Annotated in this window: 20 protein-coding genes and 1 tRNA gene; 13 read left to right on the plus strand and 8 right to left on the minus strand. The window is 66.9% G+C overall.

Annotated features, from left to right (window positions below; genetic code table 11):
- Positions 1 to 50 precede the first annotated feature (50 nt).
- Positions 51 to 812 (minus strand): SDR family oxidoreductase, encoded by a 762-nt coding sequence (locus tag AC1RMY_RS17085; RefSeq protein WP_492866498.1) that lies wholly within the window; start codon positions 810 to 812, stop codon positions 51 to 53.
- A gap of 218 nt (positions 813 to 1,030) precedes the next feature.
- Here AC1RMY_RS17085 and AC1RMY_RS17090 point away from each other — a divergent pair, with 218 nt between their 5' ends.
- Together AC1RMY_RS17090 and AC1RMY_RS17095 are read left to right on the plus strand one after the other, a co-directional pair.
- On the plus strand, positions 1,031 to 2,116 hold the full coding sequence (locus tag AC1RMY_RS17090; RefSeq protein WP_492866499.1) for a Kelch repeat-containing protein: 1,086 nt from the start codon (positions 1,031 to 1,033) through the stop codon (positions 2,114 to 2,116).
- Between the two features lie 222 nt (positions 2,117 to 2,338).
- The gene (locus AC1RMY_RS17095; RefSeq protein ID WP_492866501.1) at positions 2,339 to 3,151 is read left to right on the plus strand and encodes a nickel-binding protein; all 813 of its coding nucleotides are present in this window, start codon (positions 2,339 to 2,341) and stop codon (positions 3,149 to 3,151) included.
- 167 nt (positions 3,152 to 3,318) lie between these two features.
- On the opposite strand, the gene AC1RMY_RS17100 is transcribed toward AC1RMY_RS17095, so the two are convergent.
- Both AC1RMY_RS17100 and AC1RMY_RS17105 read right to left on the minus strand, forming a co-directional pair.
- The gene (locus AC1RMY_RS17100; protein WP_492866502.1) at positions 3,319 to 4,926 is read right to left on the minus strand and encodes a carboxyl transferase domain-containing protein; all 1,608 of its coding nucleotides are present in this window, start codon (positions 4,924 to 4,926) and stop codon (positions 3,319 to 3,321) included.
- Between the two features lie 128 nt (positions 4,927 to 5,054).
- Complete coding sequence (locus tag AC1RMY_RS17105; RefSeq protein ID WP_492866504.1) at positions 5,055 to 5,255, minus strand: hypothetical protein; 201 nt, start codon at positions 5,253 to 5,255, stop codon at positions 5,055 to 5,057.
- A 217-nt stretch (positions 5,256 to 5,472) separates the two neighbouring features.
- Here AC1RMY_RS17105 and AC1RMY_RS17110 point away from each other — a divergent pair, with 217 nt between their 5' ends.
- Entirely contained in the window at positions 5,473 to 6,054 is a 582-nt protein-coding gene (locus tag AC1RMY_RS17110) for a DUF2272 domain-containing protein (RefSeq protein ID WP_492866506.1), read from the plus strand.
- A gap of 25 nt (positions 6,055 to 6,079) precedes the next feature.
- Here the strand turns inward: AC1RMY_RS17110 and lipB are convergent, their stop codons facing one another.
- A complete protein-coding gene (lipB, locus tag AC1RMY_RS17115; RefSeq protein ID WP_492866508.1) occupies positions 6,080 to 6,775 on the minus strand; it encodes a lipoyl(octanoyl) transferase LipB in 696 nt (231 codons plus the stop codon).
- Positions 6,776 to 6,897: 122 nt separating this feature from the next.
- Here lipB and AC1RMY_RS17120 point away from each other — a divergent pair, with 122 nt between their 5' ends.
- The 8 genes from AC1RMY_RS17120 to AC1RMY_RS17155 all read left to right on the plus strand — a co-directional run bounded on the left by AC1RMY_RS17120 (position 6,898) and on the right by AC1RMY_RS17155 (position 14,175).
- Positions 6,898 to 7,167, plus strand: coding sequence for a FliM/FliN family flagellar motor switch protein (locus AC1RMY_RS17120; RefSeq protein ID WP_492866510.1), 270 nt, complete (start codon positions 6,898 to 6,900; stop codon positions 7,165 to 7,167).
- 112 nt (positions 7,168 to 7,279) lie between these two features.
- Positions 7,280 to 7,364: transfer RNA gene (locus tag AC1RMY_RS17125), tRNA-Leu, on the plus strand.
- A 198-nt stretch (positions 7,365 to 7,562) separates the two neighbouring features.
- A complete protein-coding gene (gene mgtE, locus AC1RMY_RS17130) occupies positions 7,563 to 8,969 on the plus strand; it encodes a magnesium transporter (protein WP_492866512.1) in 1,407 nt (468 codons plus the stop codon).
- Between the two features lie 96 nt (positions 8,970 to 9,065).
- Positions 9,066 to 9,992 carry a glycoside hydrolase family 25 protein gene (locus tag AC1RMY_RS17135; RefSeq protein ID WP_492866514.1) on the plus strand — a complete coding sequence of 309 codons (927 nt, stop codon included), beginning with the start codon at positions 9,066 to 9,068 and terminating at the stop codon, positions 9,990 to 9,992.
- A 145-nt stretch (positions 9,993 to 10,137) separates the two neighbouring features.
- Positions 10,138 to 11,061, plus strand: a complete 924-nt coding sequence (locus tag AC1RMY_RS17140; RefSeq protein WP_492866515.1) for a glycoside hydrolase family 25 protein — start codon at positions 10,138 to 10,140, stop codon at positions 11,059 to 11,061.
- Positions 11,062 to 11,147: 86 nt separating this feature from the next.
- On the plus strand, positions 11,148 to 12,164 hold the full coding sequence (locus AC1RMY_RS17145) for a CorA family divalent cation transporter (protein ID WP_492866517.1): 1,017 nt from the start codon (positions 11,148 to 11,150) through the stop codon (positions 12,162 to 12,164).
- A gap of 126 nt (positions 12,165 to 12,290) precedes the next feature.
- Complete coding sequence (locus tag AC1RMY_RS17150) at positions 12,291 to 13,463, plus strand: isovaleryl-CoA dehydrogenase (protein ID WP_492866519.1); 1,173 nt, start codon at positions 12,291 to 12,293, stop codon at positions 13,461 to 13,463.
- A gap of 196 nt (positions 13,464 to 13,659) precedes the next feature.
- Entirely contained in the window at positions 13,660 to 14,175 is a 516-nt protein-coding gene (locus AC1RMY_RS17155; protein ID WP_492866521.1) for a gamma-glutamylcyclotransferase family protein, read from the plus strand.
- A gap of 167 nt (positions 14,176 to 14,342) precedes the next feature.
- On the opposite strand, the gene AC1RMY_RS17160 is transcribed toward AC1RMY_RS17155, so the two are convergent.
- Both AC1RMY_RS17160 and AC1RMY_RS17165 read right to left on the minus strand, forming a co-directional pair.
- Positions 14,343 to 16,139 carry an ABC transporter ATP-binding protein gene (locus tag AC1RMY_RS17160; protein WP_492866523.1) on the minus strand — a complete coding sequence of 599 codons (1,797 nt, stop codon included), beginning with the start codon at positions 16,137 to 16,139 and terminating at the stop codon, positions 14,343 to 14,345.
- Between the two features lie 447 nt (positions 16,140 to 16,586).
- The gene (locus AC1RMY_RS17165; RefSeq protein WP_492866525.1) at positions 16,587 to 16,760 is read right to left on the minus strand and encodes a hypothetical protein; all 174 of its coding nucleotides are present in this window, start codon (positions 16,758 to 16,760) and stop codon (positions 16,587 to 16,589) included.
- 143 nt (positions 16,761 to 16,903) lie between these two features.
- Here AC1RMY_RS17165 and AC1RMY_RS17170 point away from each other — a divergent pair, with 143 nt between their 5' ends.
- Entirely contained in the window at positions 16,904 to 17,596 is a 693-nt protein-coding gene (locus tag AC1RMY_RS17170) for a DUF599 domain-containing protein (protein WP_492866527.1), read from the plus strand.
- Positions 17,593 to 17,862, plus strand: a complete 270-nt coding sequence (locus tag AC1RMY_RS17175) for a DUF3253 domain-containing protein (protein WP_492866529.1) — start codon at positions 17,593 to 17,595, stop codon at positions 17,860 to 17,862. The genes AC1RMY_RS17170 and AC1RMY_RS17175 overlap by 4 nt, the downstream gene beginning before the upstream one ends.
- A gap of 10 nt (positions 17,863 to 17,872) precedes the next feature.
- Here the strand turns inward: AC1RMY_RS17175 and AC1RMY_RS17180 are convergent, their stop codons facing one another.
- A complete protein-coding gene (locus tag AC1RMY_RS17180; protein WP_492866531.1) occupies positions 17,873 to 18,661 on the minus strand; it encodes a YdcF family protein in 789 nt (262 codons plus the stop codon).
- Positions 18,662 to 18,732: 71 nt separating this feature from the next.
- Positions 18,733 to 19,248, minus strand: a complete 516-nt coding sequence (locus AC1RMY_RS17185; RefSeq protein WP_492866533.1) for a hypothetical protein — start codon at positions 19,246 to 19,248, stop codon at positions 18,733 to 18,735.
- Between the last annotated feature and the right edge of the window lie 11 nt (positions 19,249 to 19,259).

Consider the following 19,259-nt stretch of genomic DNA (forward strand, 5'->3'; position numbering starts at 1 on the left):
GGATCCCGGGTCTGCGCTTCGCTCCGCCCGGGATGACAAGCAGGTCGGTTTCACCCCCGGCCAACAAACGGCGCGTTCGTCGCCATCACCGTGACGAACAGCACGTTCGCCTCCGGCGGCAGGCTCGCCATGTGCAGCACCGTCGTCGCGACGTTGTCGACATCCATCACCGCCTCGACCTTGATCGAACCGTCCGCCTGCGGCACGCCGGTCGTCATCTTGCGGGCCATTTCGGTCAGCGCATTGCCGATATCGACCTGGCCGACCGCGATGCCGTATTTGCGCCCGTCCAGCGAGGCGGTCTTGGTCAGGCCGGTGATGGCGTGCTTGGTCGCGGTATAGGCCACCGAGTTCGGCCGCGGCGCATGGGCCGAGATCGAGCCGTTGTTGATGATGCGCCCGCCCTGCGGCTGCTGGTCCCGCATCGCCTTGAAGGCCTCCTGCGTGCACATGAACGGCCCGGTCAGGTTGGTGTCGACGACCTTCTGCCAATCCTCCAGCGAGAGGTCCTCCAGCATGATGCCGCCCGGCGCATTGACTCCGGCATTGTTGAACAGCACGTCGACCCGGCCGAAGGCTTCCTTCGTCTTGGCGAAGAGGTTCGCGACCGAGGCCTTGTCGGTGACGTCGGTGGAGACGGCGAGCGCCTGCGCGGCCGGCACGCCCGACAGCGCGATCGTCTCCTCCAGCGCGTCCGCGCGGCGCCCTGCCAGCACGGTGCGGTAGCCGTCCTTCAGGAAGGCGAGCGCCACGGCCCGCCCGACGCCCGATCCGGCTCCGGTGATGATGGCGACCTTGTTGTGCGCAGGCATGGCGTATCCTCGGGGTTTCTTGTCGGTTCAACCGTTTCAATCGGCGGGTCACGACCATAGCAGCGCGCCGCGCCCACGGAACAGGCTTTCGTGCAGCCACTCCCCGATTTCCCCGCGCTGCCGCCGCGCGCGGCCCAGGCCGGGTCCGTGATCTGCCAGATCCGTGATTTGCCAAGCCGCCGCGCGCCCATAGTCTCGGCCGCAAAGGGAGGAAGGACATGACCGAGCTCACCCGCCGCAGCGTGCTCGCCACCGCGGGCGCCGCCCTCGCCGCGCCCGCTCTCGCCCAGCAGCCCGGCCACGAGCACCATGGCGGCCACTACGAGCGCCTGAACCAGCCCGGCCGCATCCCCAAGCCCGAACTCGCGGCGAGCCAGAACGTCTTCGATTCACCCGCCCCGAAGGCGGCCAATCCCGGCCGCTGGAGCGCAAAGGCGCTCTTGCCCATGCCGCGCTCGGAGATGGCCTGGGCGACCGCCTATGAGGACCGCATGCACATCGTCGGCGGCTATGCCGAGCAGCGCGTCGACCGGCCCTATCACCATGTCTACGATCCGAAGGCGGACCGCTGGACCGATGCCGCCCCGCTGCCGCTCGGCGCCAACCATGTCGGCGTCGCCTTTCTCGACGGCAGGCTCTGCGCCATCGGCGGCTTCACCGAGCAGAACCGCAAGCCGCATCCGCGCTGCTTCACCTGGGACCCGAAGGCGGATCGCTGGAGCGAGATCGCCGCCCTGCCCCGCCCGGTCGGCTCGGCCGCCGTGGTCAGCCTGAACAGCGTGCTGCATGTCATCGGCGGCGCGATCGGCGAGACCACCGAGACCAAGCGCTCGGTCGACTGGCACCTCGTCTACGATCCGAAGACCGACAGATGGGGCGAGCGCACGCCGATGCCGACCGCGCGCGACCACACCGGCACGCTGCCGATCGGCAACCTGATCCATGTCATCGGCGGCCGCGTCGACTCATTCCACACCAACTCGAACCTGCACCACGCCTATGATCCGGCGACCGACAAATGGGCGCCGCGCAACCCGCTGCCGACCGCCCGCTCCGGCCATGGCGCGGTGCTCTATCGCGGCAAGGTCTTCGTCATGGGCGGCGAAGGCACCAACCGCGTCTTCGGCCAGATGGAAGCCTATGACCCCGCCAGCGACGGCTGGGAGCAATACGCCCCGATGCTGACGCCTCGTCACGGGCTGGGCGCGGCACTGGTCGGCGACGCCATCCATGTCGCCGGCGGCGGCCCGATCATGGGCGGCGGCGTGCAGAGCGCCGTGCATGAGGCGTTTGCGTTGGGGTAGTGGGCGGCACTCCGCCTCCCCTCCGGAACCACCGCGTCATCCCGGACAAGCCGCGCAGCGGCGCCGATCCGGGATCCATCGGAAGGCGCTGAGCCGACAATCGAGAACGGCCTGATCATTGTCAGCCGACAAAGAGCACGAGCTTACGAATCAGATTTCGTGTATTGACGGTGCGGGGGCTCAATTCTCGCCTTTGGCCGGAGTGTCGAGACGGAGAGAAAGATGCCCATTTTTCTTGATCGGCATGACCTGAAAGGTCTCACCGCAGCCGATATCGCCGAGGCCCATCGCCAGGACTTGGAGGTGCAGGAGCGTTACGGCGTACGGTTTCTGACTTATTGGTTCGACGAATCGAGGGGCACAGGCTTTTGCCTCATAGACGCGCCTGACATCCACGCGGCAATGCGGGTGCATGACGAGGCCCACGGAGATGTGGCCAAAGATGTCATCGAGGTCGATATTTCCGCAGTCGAAGCCTTTCTCGGTCGCGTCTCGGATCCGGCTCCAAAAGGCGACAGCCCTCATGCAACGTTCGATCCGGCCCTTCGCACGGTCATGTTCACCGACATCGTCGACTCGACCGGCATGACCGCGAGGTTAGGCGATCTCAGGGCAGTTGAGATGACCAGAGCCCATGATTCCCTGGTACGCCGCGCCCTCAACGACAAGGGGGGACGCGAGGTCAAGCACACCGGGGATGGGATCATGGCCTCCTTCCATGAAGTCGCTGCAGCGGTGGGTTGTGCCCGAGCAATTCAGCAGTCCTTTGACGCCTTCAACCTCGCGAGCAAGGAGAAGCTGCGGGTGCGGATCGGGTTGGATGCAGGCGAACCTGTTGCAGACAGCAACGACCTGTTCGGAACGACAGTTCAGAAGGCGGCCCGCCTGTGCCACGCGGCGGAGCCCGACACCATCGTCGTGTCGGAAGCCGTATCAGAGTTGGTGTTGAACCAGTTCCCGCTCGTTTATCTCGGCCATAAGGCCTTGAAGGGCTTCGCGAATCCCGTAGCGGCGTTCGCGGTAAACTGGCGCTGAGGCGGGCAGGTCTCAAACTGCCAAGCCGTATAAGCGCGGCCCGAAATTGTAAAATCGCCGGAGCATGCAGCCAAATGTTCGCAGGCTGCTTAGACTTGCCTGCTTGGCGCCACGGCGCGCGCGACGTGCGCGGCCCTTCTCCCCCACAGGGGGAGAAGGGGAGCGCCTCACATCCTGAACACGCCGAACTTCGTCTCCGGCACCTCGGCGTTGAGGCAGGCCGAGAAGGCCAGCGCCAGCACGCGGCGCGTCTCGGAGGGCAGGATGATGCCGTCGTCCCAGAGCCGGGCGGTGGCGTAGTAGGGCGAGCCCTCCTGCTCGTAGCGCTCGCGGATCGGCGCCTTGAAGGCCTCTTCCTCCTCGCCCGACCAGCTCTTGCCGTCCGCCTCGATATTGTCGCGGCGGACGGTGGCGAGCACGCTCGACGCCTGCTCGCCGCCCATCACCGAGATGCGGGAGTTCGGCCAGGTGAACAGGAAGCGCGGTGAATAGGCCCGCCCGCACATGCCGTAATTGCCGGCGCCGAAGGAGCCGCCGACGAGCACGGTGATCTTCGGCACGCGGGCCGAGGCGACGGCGGTGACGAGCTTCGCCCCGTCCTTGGCGATGCCGCGGGTCTCGAAATCGCGCCCGACCATGAAGCCGGTGATGTTCTGCAGGAACAGCAGCGGGATGCGGCGCTGGCAGCAGAGTTCGATGAAATGCGCGCCCTTCAGCGCGCTTTCGGAAAACAGGATGCCGTTATTGGCGATGACGCCGACGGGAATGCCGTGGATGCGGGCAAAGCCCGTGATCAGCGTCGTGCCGTAGAGCTTCTTGAACTCGTCGAACTCGGAGCCGTCGACCAGCCGGGCGATGACCTCGCGGATGTCGTACTGCTTCTTCAGGTCGGTCGGCACGACCGCCTCGAGTTCGGCCGGGTCGTAGAGCGGTTCGACGGCCTCGGCGATGTCTATGTCCGGCCGCTTGACGCTGTTGAGATTGGCGGCGATGCGGCGCGCGATCGCCAGCGCATGGGTGTCGTCGCCGGCATAGTGGTCGGCGACGCCGGAAAGCCGCGCATGGACGTCGGCGCCGCCGAGATCCTCGGCCGAGACGACCTCGCCGGTCGCGGCCTTCACCAGCGGCGGGCCGCCGAGGAAGATCGTGCCCTGCTTCCTGACGATCACCGTCTCGTCCGACATCGCCGGCACATAGGCGCCGCCGGCCGTGCAGGAGCCCATCACGACGGCGATCTGCGGGATGCCTTCCGCGGAGAGCGTCGCCTGGTTGTAGAAAATCCGGCCGAAATGCTCGCGATCGGGGAAGACCTCGGTCTGGTGCGGCAGGTTCGCGCCGCCGGAATCGACGAGATAGACGCAAGGCAGGCGGTTCTCGCGCGCGATCTCCTGCGCCCGCAGATGCTTCTTCACCGTCATCGGGTAATAGGTGCCGCCCTTGATGGTGGCGTCGTTGCAGACGACCATCACCTCGCGCCCGGCGACGCGGCCGATGCCCGCGATCATGCCGGCGCCATGGACGTCGCCCTCATACATGCCGAAAGCGGCGAGCGAGCCGATCTCGAGGAATGCCGAGCCCGGATCGAGCAGGCGCAGCACGCGCTCGCGCGGCAGCAATTTGCCGCGCGCCGTGTGGCGCTCGCGCGATTTCGCGTTGCCGCCGAGCGCCGCGGCCGCACGCCGCTCCTGCAATTCCGAACGCAACTCGGCCCAGGCCGCGGCGTTGGCACGCGTCTCGGCCGAATTCAGATCGACCTTGCTCTCGATGATCGGCACGGCGCGCTCCCAGGCGGTGTTTTCTTCACCGGGTTATGGCGCGCCGCGCGGCAAACGCCAACCGGCGCGGATGCTCAGAGCCGAGAGCGGAAATCCCCCATGCCGTCGCCGCGTGTTACAGCCGCGCGCTATTCCTGCACCTTGCTGACCGAGCCGGTCACGGTCGGTCCGGCCACCGCCCCGATCGCGCCGCCGGCGACCGCACCGATCGGTCCGAGCACGATCGCCCCTGCCCCCGCCCCGGCCGCCGCACCGGCGATCCGCGTCTCGGTGTTGGTGCAGGCCGCAAGACACGCCGTGATCACGGCCGCGAGCATGAATTTCGTCATGTCGTCCCTTTCCTCTCCGTCTGTCCGGACGGGAGGATGGGCGAGCTTGGTCAACGAGAGGTAAACCGGCCGATCACGGTGCCATGGCTCCATGCTCGCGCCTATCCGGCCCCCAACGCATCGCAATCTATGAGATTGACATACAAGAACATCAACCTATAGTTGCAATTGCGCCGTGGCGTGCAGAGGCGCCTGCCGCGCGGCATAGGGGACTGCCATGGGAATGTTCAGCAGCAAGCTGGTCGCGAAGACCGAAGCGGAATTCGCTGCCTTCGGGGGGATGGCCGAGCACGTTTCGCCGCTGAAGGAACGCATCGGCGTCTATTGGGATTTCCTCAAGCGCCCGGACCTCGACGGCAGCGACCATGAGGTGCCGTGGTCGGCGGCTTTCGTGTCCTACATGGTCAACCTGGCCGGCGCGAACACGACCTTCCCCTACAGCACACAGCATTCGGTCTATTTCTACCGGACGATCAACGACAAAGCGATCAAGAAGCCGTCCGCCTTCTGGGGCTATCGCGTCTCGGATGTAACGATCGAACCTGGCGACATCGTCGGCATGAACCGCGCCGGCAAGCCACCGATCGATTATGACTGGGCGATGACTCACGCGGACTACTTCAGCCACGCTGACATCGTCGTTGCGGTCGACAAGAAATCAATCGACACGATCGGCGGCAATGTCGGCACCGCACCGGGCGAAATCGATCGGAAGGCGTTCACTTTCTCGGGCGGGAAACTCTTGAACAAGTCGAAGACGCAGGAGGTCTTCGTGGTGATCAAGAACTTCCTGCCCTAGGATGGACCGTGCCCATGTGCCGACGTCAAATCGTCGGCCCGAAGATGTTCTCGAACTCGGCGCGCAGCACTGAATCGACATCCGCCATCGTCAGCGGCAGGCCGAGATCGACCAGCGAGGTGACGCCGTGGTCGCTGACGCCGCAGGGCACGATGCCGTCGAAATGCGACAGCTCCGGCTCGACATTGAGCGAGATGCCGTGGAACGAGACCCAGCGCCTGACGCGGATGCCGATCGCGGCGATCTTGTCCTCGGCGCCTTCCGCCTTCTCCGGCCGGCGGACCCAGACGCCGACGCGGTCCTCGCGGCGCTCGCCGCGGATGTTGAAGCCGTCCAGCGTCGCGATGAGCCAGGATTCGAGCGCCGCCACGAAACGCCGGAGGTCGGGCTGGCGCCGCTTCAGGTCGAGCATGACATAGGCCACGCGCTGGCCCGGCCCGTGATAGGTGAACTGCCCGCCCCGCCCGCTGCGATGCACCGGGAAGCGCTCCGGCGCGATCAGGTCCTCATCCTTCGCCGAGGTACCGGCCGTATAGAGCGGCGGGTGCTCGACCAGCCAGACCCGCTCGCGCGCGAGCCCGTCGGCGATCAGCCCGGCGCGCATTTCCATCTCGGCGACGGCGTCGTCATAGCCGACGAGCCCATCGGCCACGACCCATTCGACCGGCGCCGAGCCGGGCTCGGCAAGGAAAGTTTCGGCAAGCGCCTCGCGCGTCTTCACTGCGCATTAACCCTGTTGCGCCCAACCTCGGGATCGAAGCGGCGGTCAGCCTCATGCCCCCTGACGGGGAATCAGGCAAGTTTCGTTGGTGGAATTCTGAAGTAGGGTTTCGGAGGCAGGACTTGAAGGCCGATCTCGATATCGTACCCGTCGAACTGACGGTCGTTCTCGGCTCCGCCCGGATGCCGATCTACAAGCTGCTGCGCATGGGCCGCGGCGCGATCATCGAGCTCAACGCCAGCGAGACCGACGAAGTCCAGATTCTCGCCAACAACCACCCCTTCGCCAAGGGAATCGTCGTCGTCAACGGCTCGAAGATCGCCGTCGAGATCACCCAGATGCTGAAACGCCCGACGGTCTACACGCTCCAGAGCGTCGCCGCGGCGGCCTGATCGCCTTTTCCTGCGCAAGTCCTCTGCAAGGCCCTTGTGGCGACGGATTCGATTTGCTAGACCCGCGCCGCTCCGGAGTTCTCCGCCATCGCGCAGGGACCTTCGAGACGCCGCGGTCATGGCGGAATTGGTAGACGCACTACCTTGAGGTGGTAGCGGGGAGACCCGTGGAGGTTCGAGTCCTCTTGACCGCACCAGATTGAGGGCACCAGCCCGGCGAACGGCGATCCGCAAGGATCGCCGTTCGCGTTTCTGGCGCCTCCAGTTTCTCAGCACACCGGTTTGCGCCGCTAAAGCGTCTTGCCGCGTTGCAACAGTGGCAGGCCGCTGACACAAGGGCTGCTGGCACCTCGCCGAATCCACCTCCTTCGAATCGCGTATCGCGGAGCGGGCCGATGACGGACACGCACAAAGCTCCCGAAGACACGCTCGAGCGCCCGATCCGCGACGAGGAGGGGGCGATCGACGCCGGCCTGGTCGAACAGGTCTCGCAGGCACTGCTGCTCTCCGACCTGACGACGCTGCGCGACATCGTCGCCGACATGCACGAGGCCGATCTCGGCGCCCTGCTCGAAGCGCTCGACCCGGAGGAGCGGCCAAAGCTGATCTCGCTGCTGGGCAGTGACTTCGACTTCACGGCGCTGACCGAAGTTGACGATGCGATCCGAGAGGAAATTCTGGAGGAGCTTTCGCCCGAGACGGTGGCCGAGGGCGTGCGAGACCTCGACACCGACGACGCCGTCTACATCCTCGAGGACCTCGACGAGGCCGACAAGCAGGAGGTGCTCGACAAGCTCCCTCCCGCCGAGCGCATCGTCCTGCAGCAGGGCCTCGATTATCCCGAGGACAGCGCCGGCCGGCGCATGCAGAGCGAGGTCGTCGCCGTGCCGGCGTTCTGGACGGTCGGCCAGACCATCGACTATCTGCGCGAGGCGGCCGACATGCCGGAGCGCTTCTTCGAGATCTTCGTCGCCGACCCCGCGCATCATTTCGTCGGAACCGTCCGGCTCGACCGGCTGCTGCGCACCAGGCGCCCGGTCCCCGTCGCGGAACTCGTCGACGAAGACAGCCGCGCCGTGAAGGCGAAGGACGACATCGAGGATGTCGCCCGGCTGTTCCAGCGCTACAATCTCATCGCCGCCCCGGTCATCGACGATGCCGGCCGGCTCGTCGGCGTGATCACCATCGACGACATCGTCGACGTGATCGAGGAAGCGGCCGATGATGACGTCAAGCAGCTCGGCGGCGTGCATGCCGACGAAGAATTGTCGGATTCGGTGCGCGAGGTCGCGCTCGGACGCTTCCGCTGGCGCTTCATCAGCCTCGTCGCCGCCTTCGTCAGCGCCTCCGTGATGGCGATGTTCGAGGCGCAGCTCTCGAAGCTCGTCGCGCTCGCCGTGCTCGCCCCGATCGTCGCGAGCCAGGGCGGCAACGCCGCAACGCAGACGATGACGGTCGCCGTGCGCGCGCTCGGCACCGGCGACCTCGGCAGCTGGAACATGGGCCGCTTCTTCCGCCGCGAGATGATCGTCGGCCTGCTGAACGGCGTCGCCTTCGCGGCGATCACGGGAATCGTCGCCGCGATCTGGTTCGCCAACATCAAGCTCGGCATGGTGATCAGCCTGGCGATGGTGATCACCCTCATCGTTGCCGCGCTGGCCGGCGTCGCGGTGCCGCTGGCGCTCGACAAGGCCGGCATCGACCCGGCGATCTCATCGGGAACCTTCGTCACCACGATCACGGACGTGATCGGCTTCTTCTCCTTCCTCGGCATCGCGACGCTGCTGCTGCGGCTGAGCTGAGGGCCGGCCACCGGGCTGACGGCGCGGGGAAAGCGGGTAACGTAAACCCCGCGTCAAGCTTTCTCCTCAATCTTGCGGCAGATGAACCCCCGCCGCATGCAAACCTCATCCTTGGCCCCCCTTGCGCTCGCCGTCGCGATCGCCGCTCTCGGCGGCTGCGTGGCCATGGAAGGGCATTACCCGGCCAAGGGCGATGCGCGCCCTCACCCCGGCGTCGCCGAGGCGCATCGCTATCCGATCCACGGCATCGACATCTCGCGCTGGCAGGGCGAGATCGACTGGACCGCCGTGAAGGGCGCCGGAACCCGCTTCGTCTACATGAAGGCGACCGAGGGCGGCGACCATGTCGACCCCGCCTTCCTGCGCAACTGGGAGGGCGCGCGCCGCGCCGGCATCCCGCGCGGCGCCTATCATTTCGTCTACTGGTGCCGCCCGGCCCATGAGCAGGCGGTCTGGTTCAAGCAGCACATCCCTAACGATCCCGACGCGCTGCCGCCGGTGCTCGACGTCGAATGGAATGGGCATTCGCGCAGTTGCCCGCAGAAGATCGACCGTGGGCTGGCGCTGGAAAAAATCCAGCTCATGTTGACCGAGCTCGAGCAGCTCACCGGGAAGAAGCCGGTGATCTACACCGACATCACCTTCCACAAGGATGTGCTCGAGGGCCAGTTCAACAACTATCCCTACTGGATCCGCTCGACCGCCGCCCTGCCCGAGACGCGCTACGCCAACCGCCCCTGGGCCTTCTGGCAGTTCACCACGACCGGCCGCATCCCCGGCATCAAAGGCGATGTCGACCGCAACGCCTTCTTCGGCAATGACGGCGAGTTCACCGGCTGGCGCACGGGCGAGTTCGACATCGGCACACGCCGCTGGGACAAGCAGAAGGGCGTGCCGCCGCAGCCGAGCCCCGGCCCGGATCGCCCCGCCGCGCCCGCCGTCGCGCGGATTCCAGGCAGCGTCGCCCCTGTCTCGGCTTCCGCCTTCCAGCCTGCCGGCGGCGAAGTCGCCGAGGCCGACTGAACCGCTGTCCGCCAGCGCACTCGGCCTGCCCACCCCCGTGCGGTTAACCAAGGCTGAAACAAGCGCGCGGCATTTTTCCGAAACCTAACCGGCTCTTAACCACGACCTCCGCATCACGGAAGGCGACGCGGATGAGGAGATGCCGGTGCGAGCGCGGATTATGGAGCGGGCGATACTTCACGCCCTTGGCCTCGGCGGCCTGCTGATCGCCCTGGCCGGTCCGGCCGCTGCGCTCTACCCCAAGAAGAGCGACTCCTCCCCCCATCACGGCGTCCGCGACGCCCGCCGCCAGGCGATCCAGGGTATCGACGTCTCGCGCTGGCAGGGCGAAATCGACTGGGCGAAGGTCAAGGATGCGGGCACGCGCTTCGCCTTCATCAAGGCGACGGAAGGCGGCGACCATCTCGATCCGAACTTCCGCCAGAACTGGGCCGGCGCGAAGAAGCACGGCGTCGCGCGCGGCGCCTATCACTTCGTCTGGTGGTGCCGCCCGGCAAAGGACCAGGTGCGCTGGATGAAGCGCCACATCCCGCGCGATCCCGATGCGCTGCCGCCGGTGCTCGACGTCGAATGGCAGAATGATTCCCAATGCACCCGCAAGGTCTCGCGCGAGGATGCGCTGGAGAAGATGCGGATCATGCTCGCGGCGCTGCACGAGCACACCGGCAAGAAGCCGATCATCTACACCGACATCAATTTCCACGAGGACATCCTCGAGGGCGCCTTCAATGACTATCCCTACTGGCTGCGCTCGACCGCAGCCCCGCTGCGCCATCGCTACAATCGCGAGAAGTGGGAGTTCTGGCAGTTCACCACGACCGGCCGGGTGCCCGGCATCACCGGCGACGTCGACCGCAACGCCTTCTTCGGCAGCGAGCGCGAGTTCGCCGCCTGGCGCGAGGGCCGCTTCGACATCGGCGCGCGCAAATGGCGCGGCGGCGAGCCGAGGGTGCAGGTCGCGGGCCCGCGGACGCTGCCGACGCCTCCCGCCCGCCTTGCAAACAGCAGCAGCGACGGGCCTCGGCCGCCGGGGCGTGTCCCCTCCCGCACGGTGCAGGCCAACGATTGAGGCGCCGGGAACCAGCGGTGTCATAAAACCTTCACGCAGCGCGCGCAGGGCTCGCGGCCGTCCTTGTCCCGACCGGTCGCCAGCGCATGACTCAAGCCTTTGCCATCCGGGCCGACGAGCAGTCGAAGACCGGCATCGTCTGGGCCTATCGCTTTGGCGCCGACGGGCAGCCCAGCCTCATCCCGCGTGACGAGATCCCCGTCCTGCCGCCGCAACAGGGCTTCGTCTGGCTGCATCTCGACCTCGTCCACAACCGCGCCAAGAGCTGGATCGGCGAACAGTCCCGGCTCCTGTCTCCCACGGCGGAAGAGGTATTTCTCTCGACGGACTCGCATCAGCGGCTCGATCACTCCGCCGGGCTGGTCTGGGGCGTCTCACATGACCTGATCCGGGACGTCGATCGCAACTCCGGCGAGGTGGGCGCGCTCTACTGGATCGTGGGCGAGCGCTTCGTCATCACCGGCCGGCGCGAGGCGATGCGCTCGACGCGGCTCGTCGCCGAGACGCTGGACCGGGGCGAAGCCGTCGCCAGCACCGCCGATCTCTTTGAACTCCTGGTCGAGTTCATCATCGACGACGTAACCGACGCGGTCGTGCAGCTGATGGACCTGACTGACAGCGTCGAGGATCTCGTCCTGTCCGACAGCTTCGAGGACGCGCCGAGCCAGATCGGCGCGATCAGGCGAACGGCTGTGCGCCTGCATCGGCAACTCGCGGGGCTGCATCTGCTCTTTCGCCGCTTCGCCGACAGCAACTCCGGACGTGGCGCGCCCGACGCGATGCGGGCTTGCACAAGCCGCCTGCTGCAAAGGATCGAGGGCCCGCATGCCGACGTCCAGTCGGTGCAGGACCGCGCCCGGCTGCTGCAGGACGAGATGGCGGCCCGCACCGCCAACCAGACCAATCGCCAGCTCTATGCGCTGTCCATCCTGACCGCGCTGTTCATGCCCGCGACCTTCATCACCGGTCTCTTCGGCATCAATGTGAAGGGCCTGCCCTGGATGGAGCATGATCTCGGCGCCTTCTTCGTCGCCCTCGCCTGCGTCTGCGCGGCGCTTCTGACGCTGGTGATGCTCAGACGCCGGGGCGTGATCGGCAAATAAGCGTCACCGTCACCCCATACCCGCCAACCCGGCTTCCGCGCTCCCGCGCACTGACTTCGCGCCGTTCCGCGCTATAACCCGGGCAAACGCCGCGCCCCGCCGCGCCGGCACATCGGGAGGTCCACCATGCTCGCCAACGCACCCCGCCCCTTCAATTTCGACCTCGGCGAGACCGCCGACGCGATCCGCGACACGGTCCACGCCTTTGCACGGGAGAAGATCGCGCCGCGCGCCGAGGAGATCGACAAGACCAACCAGTTCCCGCGCGATCTCTGGCCGCAGATGGGCGCGCTGGGCCTGCACGGCATCACGGTGAAGGAGGAGGATGGCGGCGCGGGGCTCGGCTATCTCGAGCATGTCGTGGCCATCGAGGAGGTCTCCAGAGCCTCCGCCTCGGTCGGCCTGTCCTACGGCGCCCATTCCAATCTCTGCATCAACCAGATCGCCCGCAACGGCAGCGCCGCCCAGAAGGCAAAATACCTGCCCAAGCTGATCTCGGGCGAGCATGTCGGCTCTCTCGCCATGTCCGAACCCGGCGCCGGCTCCGACGTAGTCTCGATGAAGACCCGGGCCGAGAAGAAGGGCGACCGCTACGTCATCACCGGCAACAAGATGTGGATCACCAACGGGCCGATCGCCGAGACGCTGGTGGTCTACGCAAAGACCGACCCGGCCGCCGGCTCGAAGGGCATCACCGCCTTCCTGATCGAGAAGGGCATGAAGGGCTTCTCCACCGCCCAGAAGCTCGACAAGCTCGGCATGCGCGGCTCCGACACCTGCGAACTCGTCTTCGAGGAGTGCGAGGTCCCGGAGGAGAACGTGCTGGGTGCGGTCGGGCGCGGCGTCAACGTGCTGATGTCGGGGCTCGACTATGAGCGCGTCGTGCTCTCGGCCGGTCCGCTCGGCATCATGCAGGCCGCGATGGACGTGGTCATGCCCTATGTCCATGAGCGCAAGCAGTTCGGCCAGTCGATCGGCCAGTTCCAGCTCGTCCAGGGCAAGCTCGCCGACATGTATGTGATGATGAACGCCTGCAAGGCCTATGTGTATGCCGTCGCCAAGGCCTGCGACCGCGGCGAGACCACCCGGGAGGATGCCGCCGGCGCGATCCTGATCTCGGCCGAGAAGGCGACGCAGATCGCCCTCGACGCGATCCAGCTCCTCGGCGGCAACGGCTACATCAACGACTACCCGACAGGTCGCCTGCTGCGCGACGCCAAGCTCTACGAGATCGGCGCGGGAACGAGCGAGATCAGGCGGATGCTGATCGGGCGGGAATTGTTCGAGAAGACGAAGTAGACGGATGGATCCGACGCCCTTTTCCCTTCTCCCGGATGGGAGAAGGTGGCCCGGAGGGCCGGATGAGGGCCTGCCGTCCCCGCGTGAATTGCAACGGCTCCGTCGCGTCTGAGCAATCAGCGGCGGTCCCTCACCCCTGCCCCTCTCCCATTCGGGAGAGGGGTTCTTCCAGCGCCTTTCTGACGAAGCGATCGCCATGCCCCTCTACTTCGCCTACGGCCTCAACATGGACCCCGCCGGGATGGCGCAGCGCTGCCCGAACTCGCGCGCGCTCGGCCTGGCCCGCCTGCCGCGCCACCGCTTCATCGTTACCCGCGACGGCTATGCCTCGGTGATCCGCGACCCGCGCGAGGAGGTCCATGGCGTGCTCTGGGACTGTTCGCTCGGCGATATCCGCACGCTCGACAAGTTCGAGGAGCTGGCCAGCGGGCTCTACGTCAAGATCAGCCAGCCGGTGATCGTGACCGGCGGTGCCAAACGCGCGCTGGTCTATATCGGCCGCTCCGGCGAGGTGGGCAGGCCGAAGCCGGGCTATATGGAGACGGTCATCGCCAGCGCAAAACACTGGTCCCTGCCAGAGAGTTATGTAGCCGGCTTGAATCGTTTTCTGAACAAGTCGAATCTTGATGTGAAGTCGCTGAATCAGGGTGCCGGCGACCTGCCGCCAGGTCCGGTCAAAGGCGTCAGGCCGAGAGCGCTCGCGCCGAAGTGAGCCGGCTTCTTCCTTCTCCCGGATGGGAGAAGGTGGCGCGGAGCGCCGGATGAGGGCCTGCCGTTGCATCTTGAAGCGCAACGGGTCCGTCGCGCCCGTAGCAACCAACGGCAATCCCTCACCCCTGCCCCTCTCCCATCCGGGAGAGGGGTTCCCCGCGCGCTTTCCTACAACGCCAGTCCCTTGGCCAGCTCGCTGACCTGCTTCTCGAACAGCGCCCGATAGGCGCCGTTCTCGCGCTGGAGCAGCGCCTCGTGCGGCCCCTCTTCCACCACCCGCCCCCGGTCGAAGACCAGGATGCGGTCCATGGCCCGCACCGTCGAGAGCCGGTGCGCGATGACGATGGTGGTGCGGCCTTCCATCAGCCGCTCCATCGCCTCCTGGATCAGCGCTTCCGATTCCGAATCGAGACTCGAGGTCGCCTCGTCCAGGATCAGGATCGGTGCGTCGGCCAGGAAGGCGCGCGCGATCGCGACGCGCTGGCGCTCGCCGCCCGACAGCTTGACGCCGCGCTCGCCGACCAGCGTGGCGTAGCCCTTCGGCAGACGCATGATGAACTCGTGCGCGTTGGCGAGCCGCGCCGCCTGCTCGATCTGGGCGAGCGAGGCGCCGGGCCGGCCATAGGCGATGTTCTCCGCCAGCGAGCGGTGGAACAGCACCGGCTCCTGCTGCACGATCGCGATCTGCTGGCGTAAGGACGCCTGCGTCACCGCCGAGATGTCCTGCCCATCGATCGCGATGCGCCCCGAGGTGACGTCGTAGAGCCGCTGCACCAGCTTGACGAAGGTCGTCTTGCCGGAGCCGGAGCGCCCGACGAGCCCCACCTTCTCGCCGGCACGGACCGTCAGCGAGAAGTCGCGATAGAGCGGCTCGGCATGCCCGCCATAATGGAAGGTCACATCCTCGAAGGCGATCTCGCCGGCCGTTACCGCCATGGCGGTGGCGCCCTTGCAATCCGACACGCCATAGGGCTGGTCATGCATCGCGACCAACTCCTCCATGTCGTTCACCGAACGCTGGAGGTTGTGCACATGCTGCCCGACATCGCGCAGATAGCCATGCACCACCGCATAGCTCGTCAGCACGAAGGCGACATCGCCTGGTGTCGCCCGCCCATTGGCCCAGAGCCAGATCACCAGCCCGATGACGGCAGCTCGCAAGCCCAGCAGCACGATTTGCTGTGCCGTGCCCGAAGTCGTCCCGCGCACCCAGGTACGCCGCGTCCGCAGCGACCATTTCGCCAGCACGCCGGCGGTGCGGGCATCCTCGCGGAGTTCCGCGCCATAAGCCTTCACCACCGGATTGCAGGAGATCGCATCGGCCAGCGCCCCGCCGAGGCGGGTATCCCAGCTATTGGCGAGCCGGGCCGCCGGCGCGACATAGTTCAGCGACAGCGCGACGGTGACGCCGACATAGATCAGCGCGCCGGCCAGCACGACGAGCCCCATCGCCGGCCAATGCCAGGCGAGCAGCACCGTCGAGCCGATCAGCACGACGACTGACGGCAGCAGCGCGATCAGGATCGTGTCGGTCAGCAGGTCGAGCGCCCACATGCCACGCGTGATCTTGCGCACGGTCGAGCCGGCGAAGTTGTTGGCGTGCCAGTCGGTCGAGAAGCGCTGCAGCCGCGCGAAGGCTTCGCTGGCCGTGTCGCCCATCGTGCGCAGCGTCATGCCGGTGATGCCGATGAAGCCGAGATGGCGGAAGGCCACGCCGCAGGCGCCGAGCGCCAGCATCGCGGCGAGCGACCAGAGCGCGGCATCGAGGGCGGATGCGCCCTCGCCTGCCACCGCATCGACGAGACGGCCGGCATAGACGGGCATGAACAGGTCGGCGACGGTCGCCGCCATCATCGCGCCGCCAACGAGGCCGACGGATCCAGGCTGGCGGACCCAGTGACGGAAAGTGAAGCCGAGAACGGCCCGGAAAGGTTCGGGCCGCCCGGTGCGATCGGGACGGGACATGTGTGACTTCGGCCCGCAGGGGAGCCGACTCCGGAGCAGGCTGGAGACGGCGACGCGCGCCGGTCTTCAGCGAAGGACGAAAGAACGATGGAGAAAGCTCTGGCACCGCCTCAGGCGGGCCACGGGCGCGTCCGACCTAGCGGCGGGACATTCGCGGCACGCAGAAATTGCGCGGCGAGGCGAATTTGCGCGGGGAGCTGAACTTGATGATGAATTCCATTCAGCCCTCCCTGTCTTGTGTGAGCGATGGGGTCAGAATGCCGCAGGATCAGCGCGCTGGCAAGCCGGCGGGGCGCGACGGGGCCGGTATGAGGTTTCGCGGCAACAGAAGCGTGCGCGCCGTCATTCCGGATGGAGCGCAGCGGAACTCCGGAATCCATTGTGGAGCGCCTACCCTCTGAAGCGGCTTGTCCGGAATGACGTCGAGAGAATGAGCGCTTGCGGCCCTTACCAGAGCAGCGCCAGCAGCCTGATCGCGATGACCAGCAGGAAGCCTGCGATGATCGTTCCGAGAACCTGCTGACGCTTGGCCCTGTCGGGGAATTGCCGTGCGAGAAGCCGGCCCAGAGGCTTGCGGAACAGGAAGGCGACGACGGCCAGGACGATCAGGATATGGGACAAGGCGGCAGCTCGAACCGTTCCGGGCGCGGTCGATGCACCGCTTTCATGAGCGACACCCTTGTCGGCTCAGGCGAAGCAGGTCAATCCGGATCAAGCCTTGGCAACCACCCATGGAAGACGCAAGCTGCCGGCAGGGGATGGGCATGATCGGATTCGAAACCCTCGACATCATCGGCGCGGCGTTCTTCGCGGCCTCGTGGATCGGCTACCATTTCGCCGTCGAACTGGGCCCGCACGCCGGCAAGAGCCTGAACATGCGGATGAACCTGCGCCGCGCCCGCTGGATCCGCGAATCGATGAGCCGGGACAACCGCATCGTCGACACGCAGATCATGAACGGCCTGCAGAACGGCACCGCCTTCTTCGCCTCGACCTCGCTGATCGCCATCGGCGGCACACTGACGCTGCTGCAATCGACCGACCGCGTCGTCGCGCTGTTCTCCGACCTGCCCTTCGGCACCGCGCCGACCCGCGCCGCCTGGGAGCTCAAGGTCATCGGGCTCGCGCTGATCTTCGGCTACGCCTTCTTCAAGTTCGCCTGGAGCTACCGTCTGTTCAACTACTGCGTCATCCTGCTCGGCTCCCTGCCCCCGGCCAAGAACCACGACCCTAAGGACGCCGAGCGCGCCGTCCATGAGGCGACCGAGATGAACATCGCCGGCGGGCGCCACTTCAACCGCGGCCAGCGCGCCTTCTTTTTTGCACTCGCCTATATGGGCTGGTTCCTTGGACCGACGACCTTCATCCTGTTCACCGGCGCCGTTCTGGTCGCGATGTACCGGCGGCAATTCGCCTCCGACGCCGCCCGCGTCTTCCGCTATCCCGGTGCAATGTGAGCATCCCCGACGACAGTGATTTCGAGGCCACGATCCTGAAGCTCGCGGGCGAACGCGGCGACGACCGCACGATCGGCCCGACCGATGTTGCGCGGGCCCTTGGCGGCGACCATCCCGATGGCTGGGGGCCGCTGATGCAGCCGATCCGCCGCGTCGCGGTCCGGCTGATGCAGGAGGGCCGGATTGTCATCACCCGCAAGGGGCGGCCCGTCGATCCCAACGATTTCCGCGGCGTTTACCGGCTGAGGCTGCCGAAAAGCGAATAGTCGCGGCCCGTCACGGCCCAGGGAACAGACTGTCGGTATAGCCTGCCAGCCAATAGGCCAGCAGCCCGACCCATTCCTTGAAGGCATCGTCCGCGATGGTGAGGCCGCGCGGCGCCCGCATGTAGGGCCGGATGAAATCCTCCGGCTCGCCGTCTGAGAGATAGTCGACGGGAAACGCTTCGACCGCAAAGCCGGCCTTTCGGAAAACCCCCATCGAGCGCGGCATGTGCCAGGCCGAGGTCACCAGCAGCCAGCGCTCGCCGGGCTTGGGATCGACCAGCCGGCGCGTGAAGACGGCGTTCTCCAGCGTGTTGCGAGACTTGTCCTCGAACAGCAGCCGTTCCGGAGGCAGGCCGAGCCCGAGGAACATCAACCGCGCCCCATCCGCTTCGGTATCGGTCACCGGCGACACGAGATTGGCGGCGCCGCCGGTAAAGACCACCTTCGCCTGCGGATGCAGCCGCGCGAGCTCGACGGCCTTCGTCATGCGCGCCCCGGCCGAAAGCAGCACCACGTCGTTCCGCGCGACACCGATGGGACCACCGAGCACGATGATCCCGGTGACCGGCCCCTTCGCCGCGTCCTGCTGCGGGAAGCGATCCTCCAGCGGGCGCAGCACAATGCGCGGCAGCGGGCTGAAGGCCATCAGCACCAGCGCCAGCAATGCCGCAGCACCGAGCCAACGAGCCGGGCGGGCAAAGCGCGTGAAGGACAGCAGCGCCGCGAAAGCGGCCAGCAGGATCGCCAGGTTCACCGGCGACATCACGAACCAGACCAGCTTGGACAGGGCAAAGAACATGGGCTGTTTCCGGAGCGCAGGGTTCAGCCGCTTCTAGCCCGGGAAAGCTGACAGCTCGCTAACAGCCTGGCCTAGCGGATGATCTGCGGCGGCTGCGACGGTCGGCGCGCCGGCACCTGCGGCGTCGCCGTGCGTTCGAGTTCGAGCGCGCGCGTGGCGACCTCGCGCAGTTCGCAGCCGGCCTGCCGGCCGAGTTGCCAGCCCTCGCGCTGGGTCGCGCCATAGAAGGCGCATTTCTGCGCGATGAACCCCTCCCAGGCCAGATGCAGCGCCGCGAGCCGGCTGCGCTGCCCGGCATCGAGCGAGCGCCCGCTCTGCTGCATCGCCAGCATCAGCCGCTCGCGCCAGACCGCCTCCTCGCGCCGGGCGCAACCGACCTCGGCGGCGCGACGGTCGGCGCTGGCCGCGCTGACGCAGGCCACCGCGATGGCGCCGATGCAGGAGGGAGCGGCGGTGCGATTGTCGCGCAGGCAGGCGGCGACCTGCGCCCGGTCGGCAGCGAGCGTCGTGCTGCCCTGCGCCCAGGACGGCGTCGCGCCCAGGACCAGAAGCAGGAGAGTGAGGCGGAACGGATGCATGGCCGCCATCTTGCCTCCAC

It is taken from the genome of Allobosea sp. GW822-FHT03F07 (assembly GCF_058801345.1).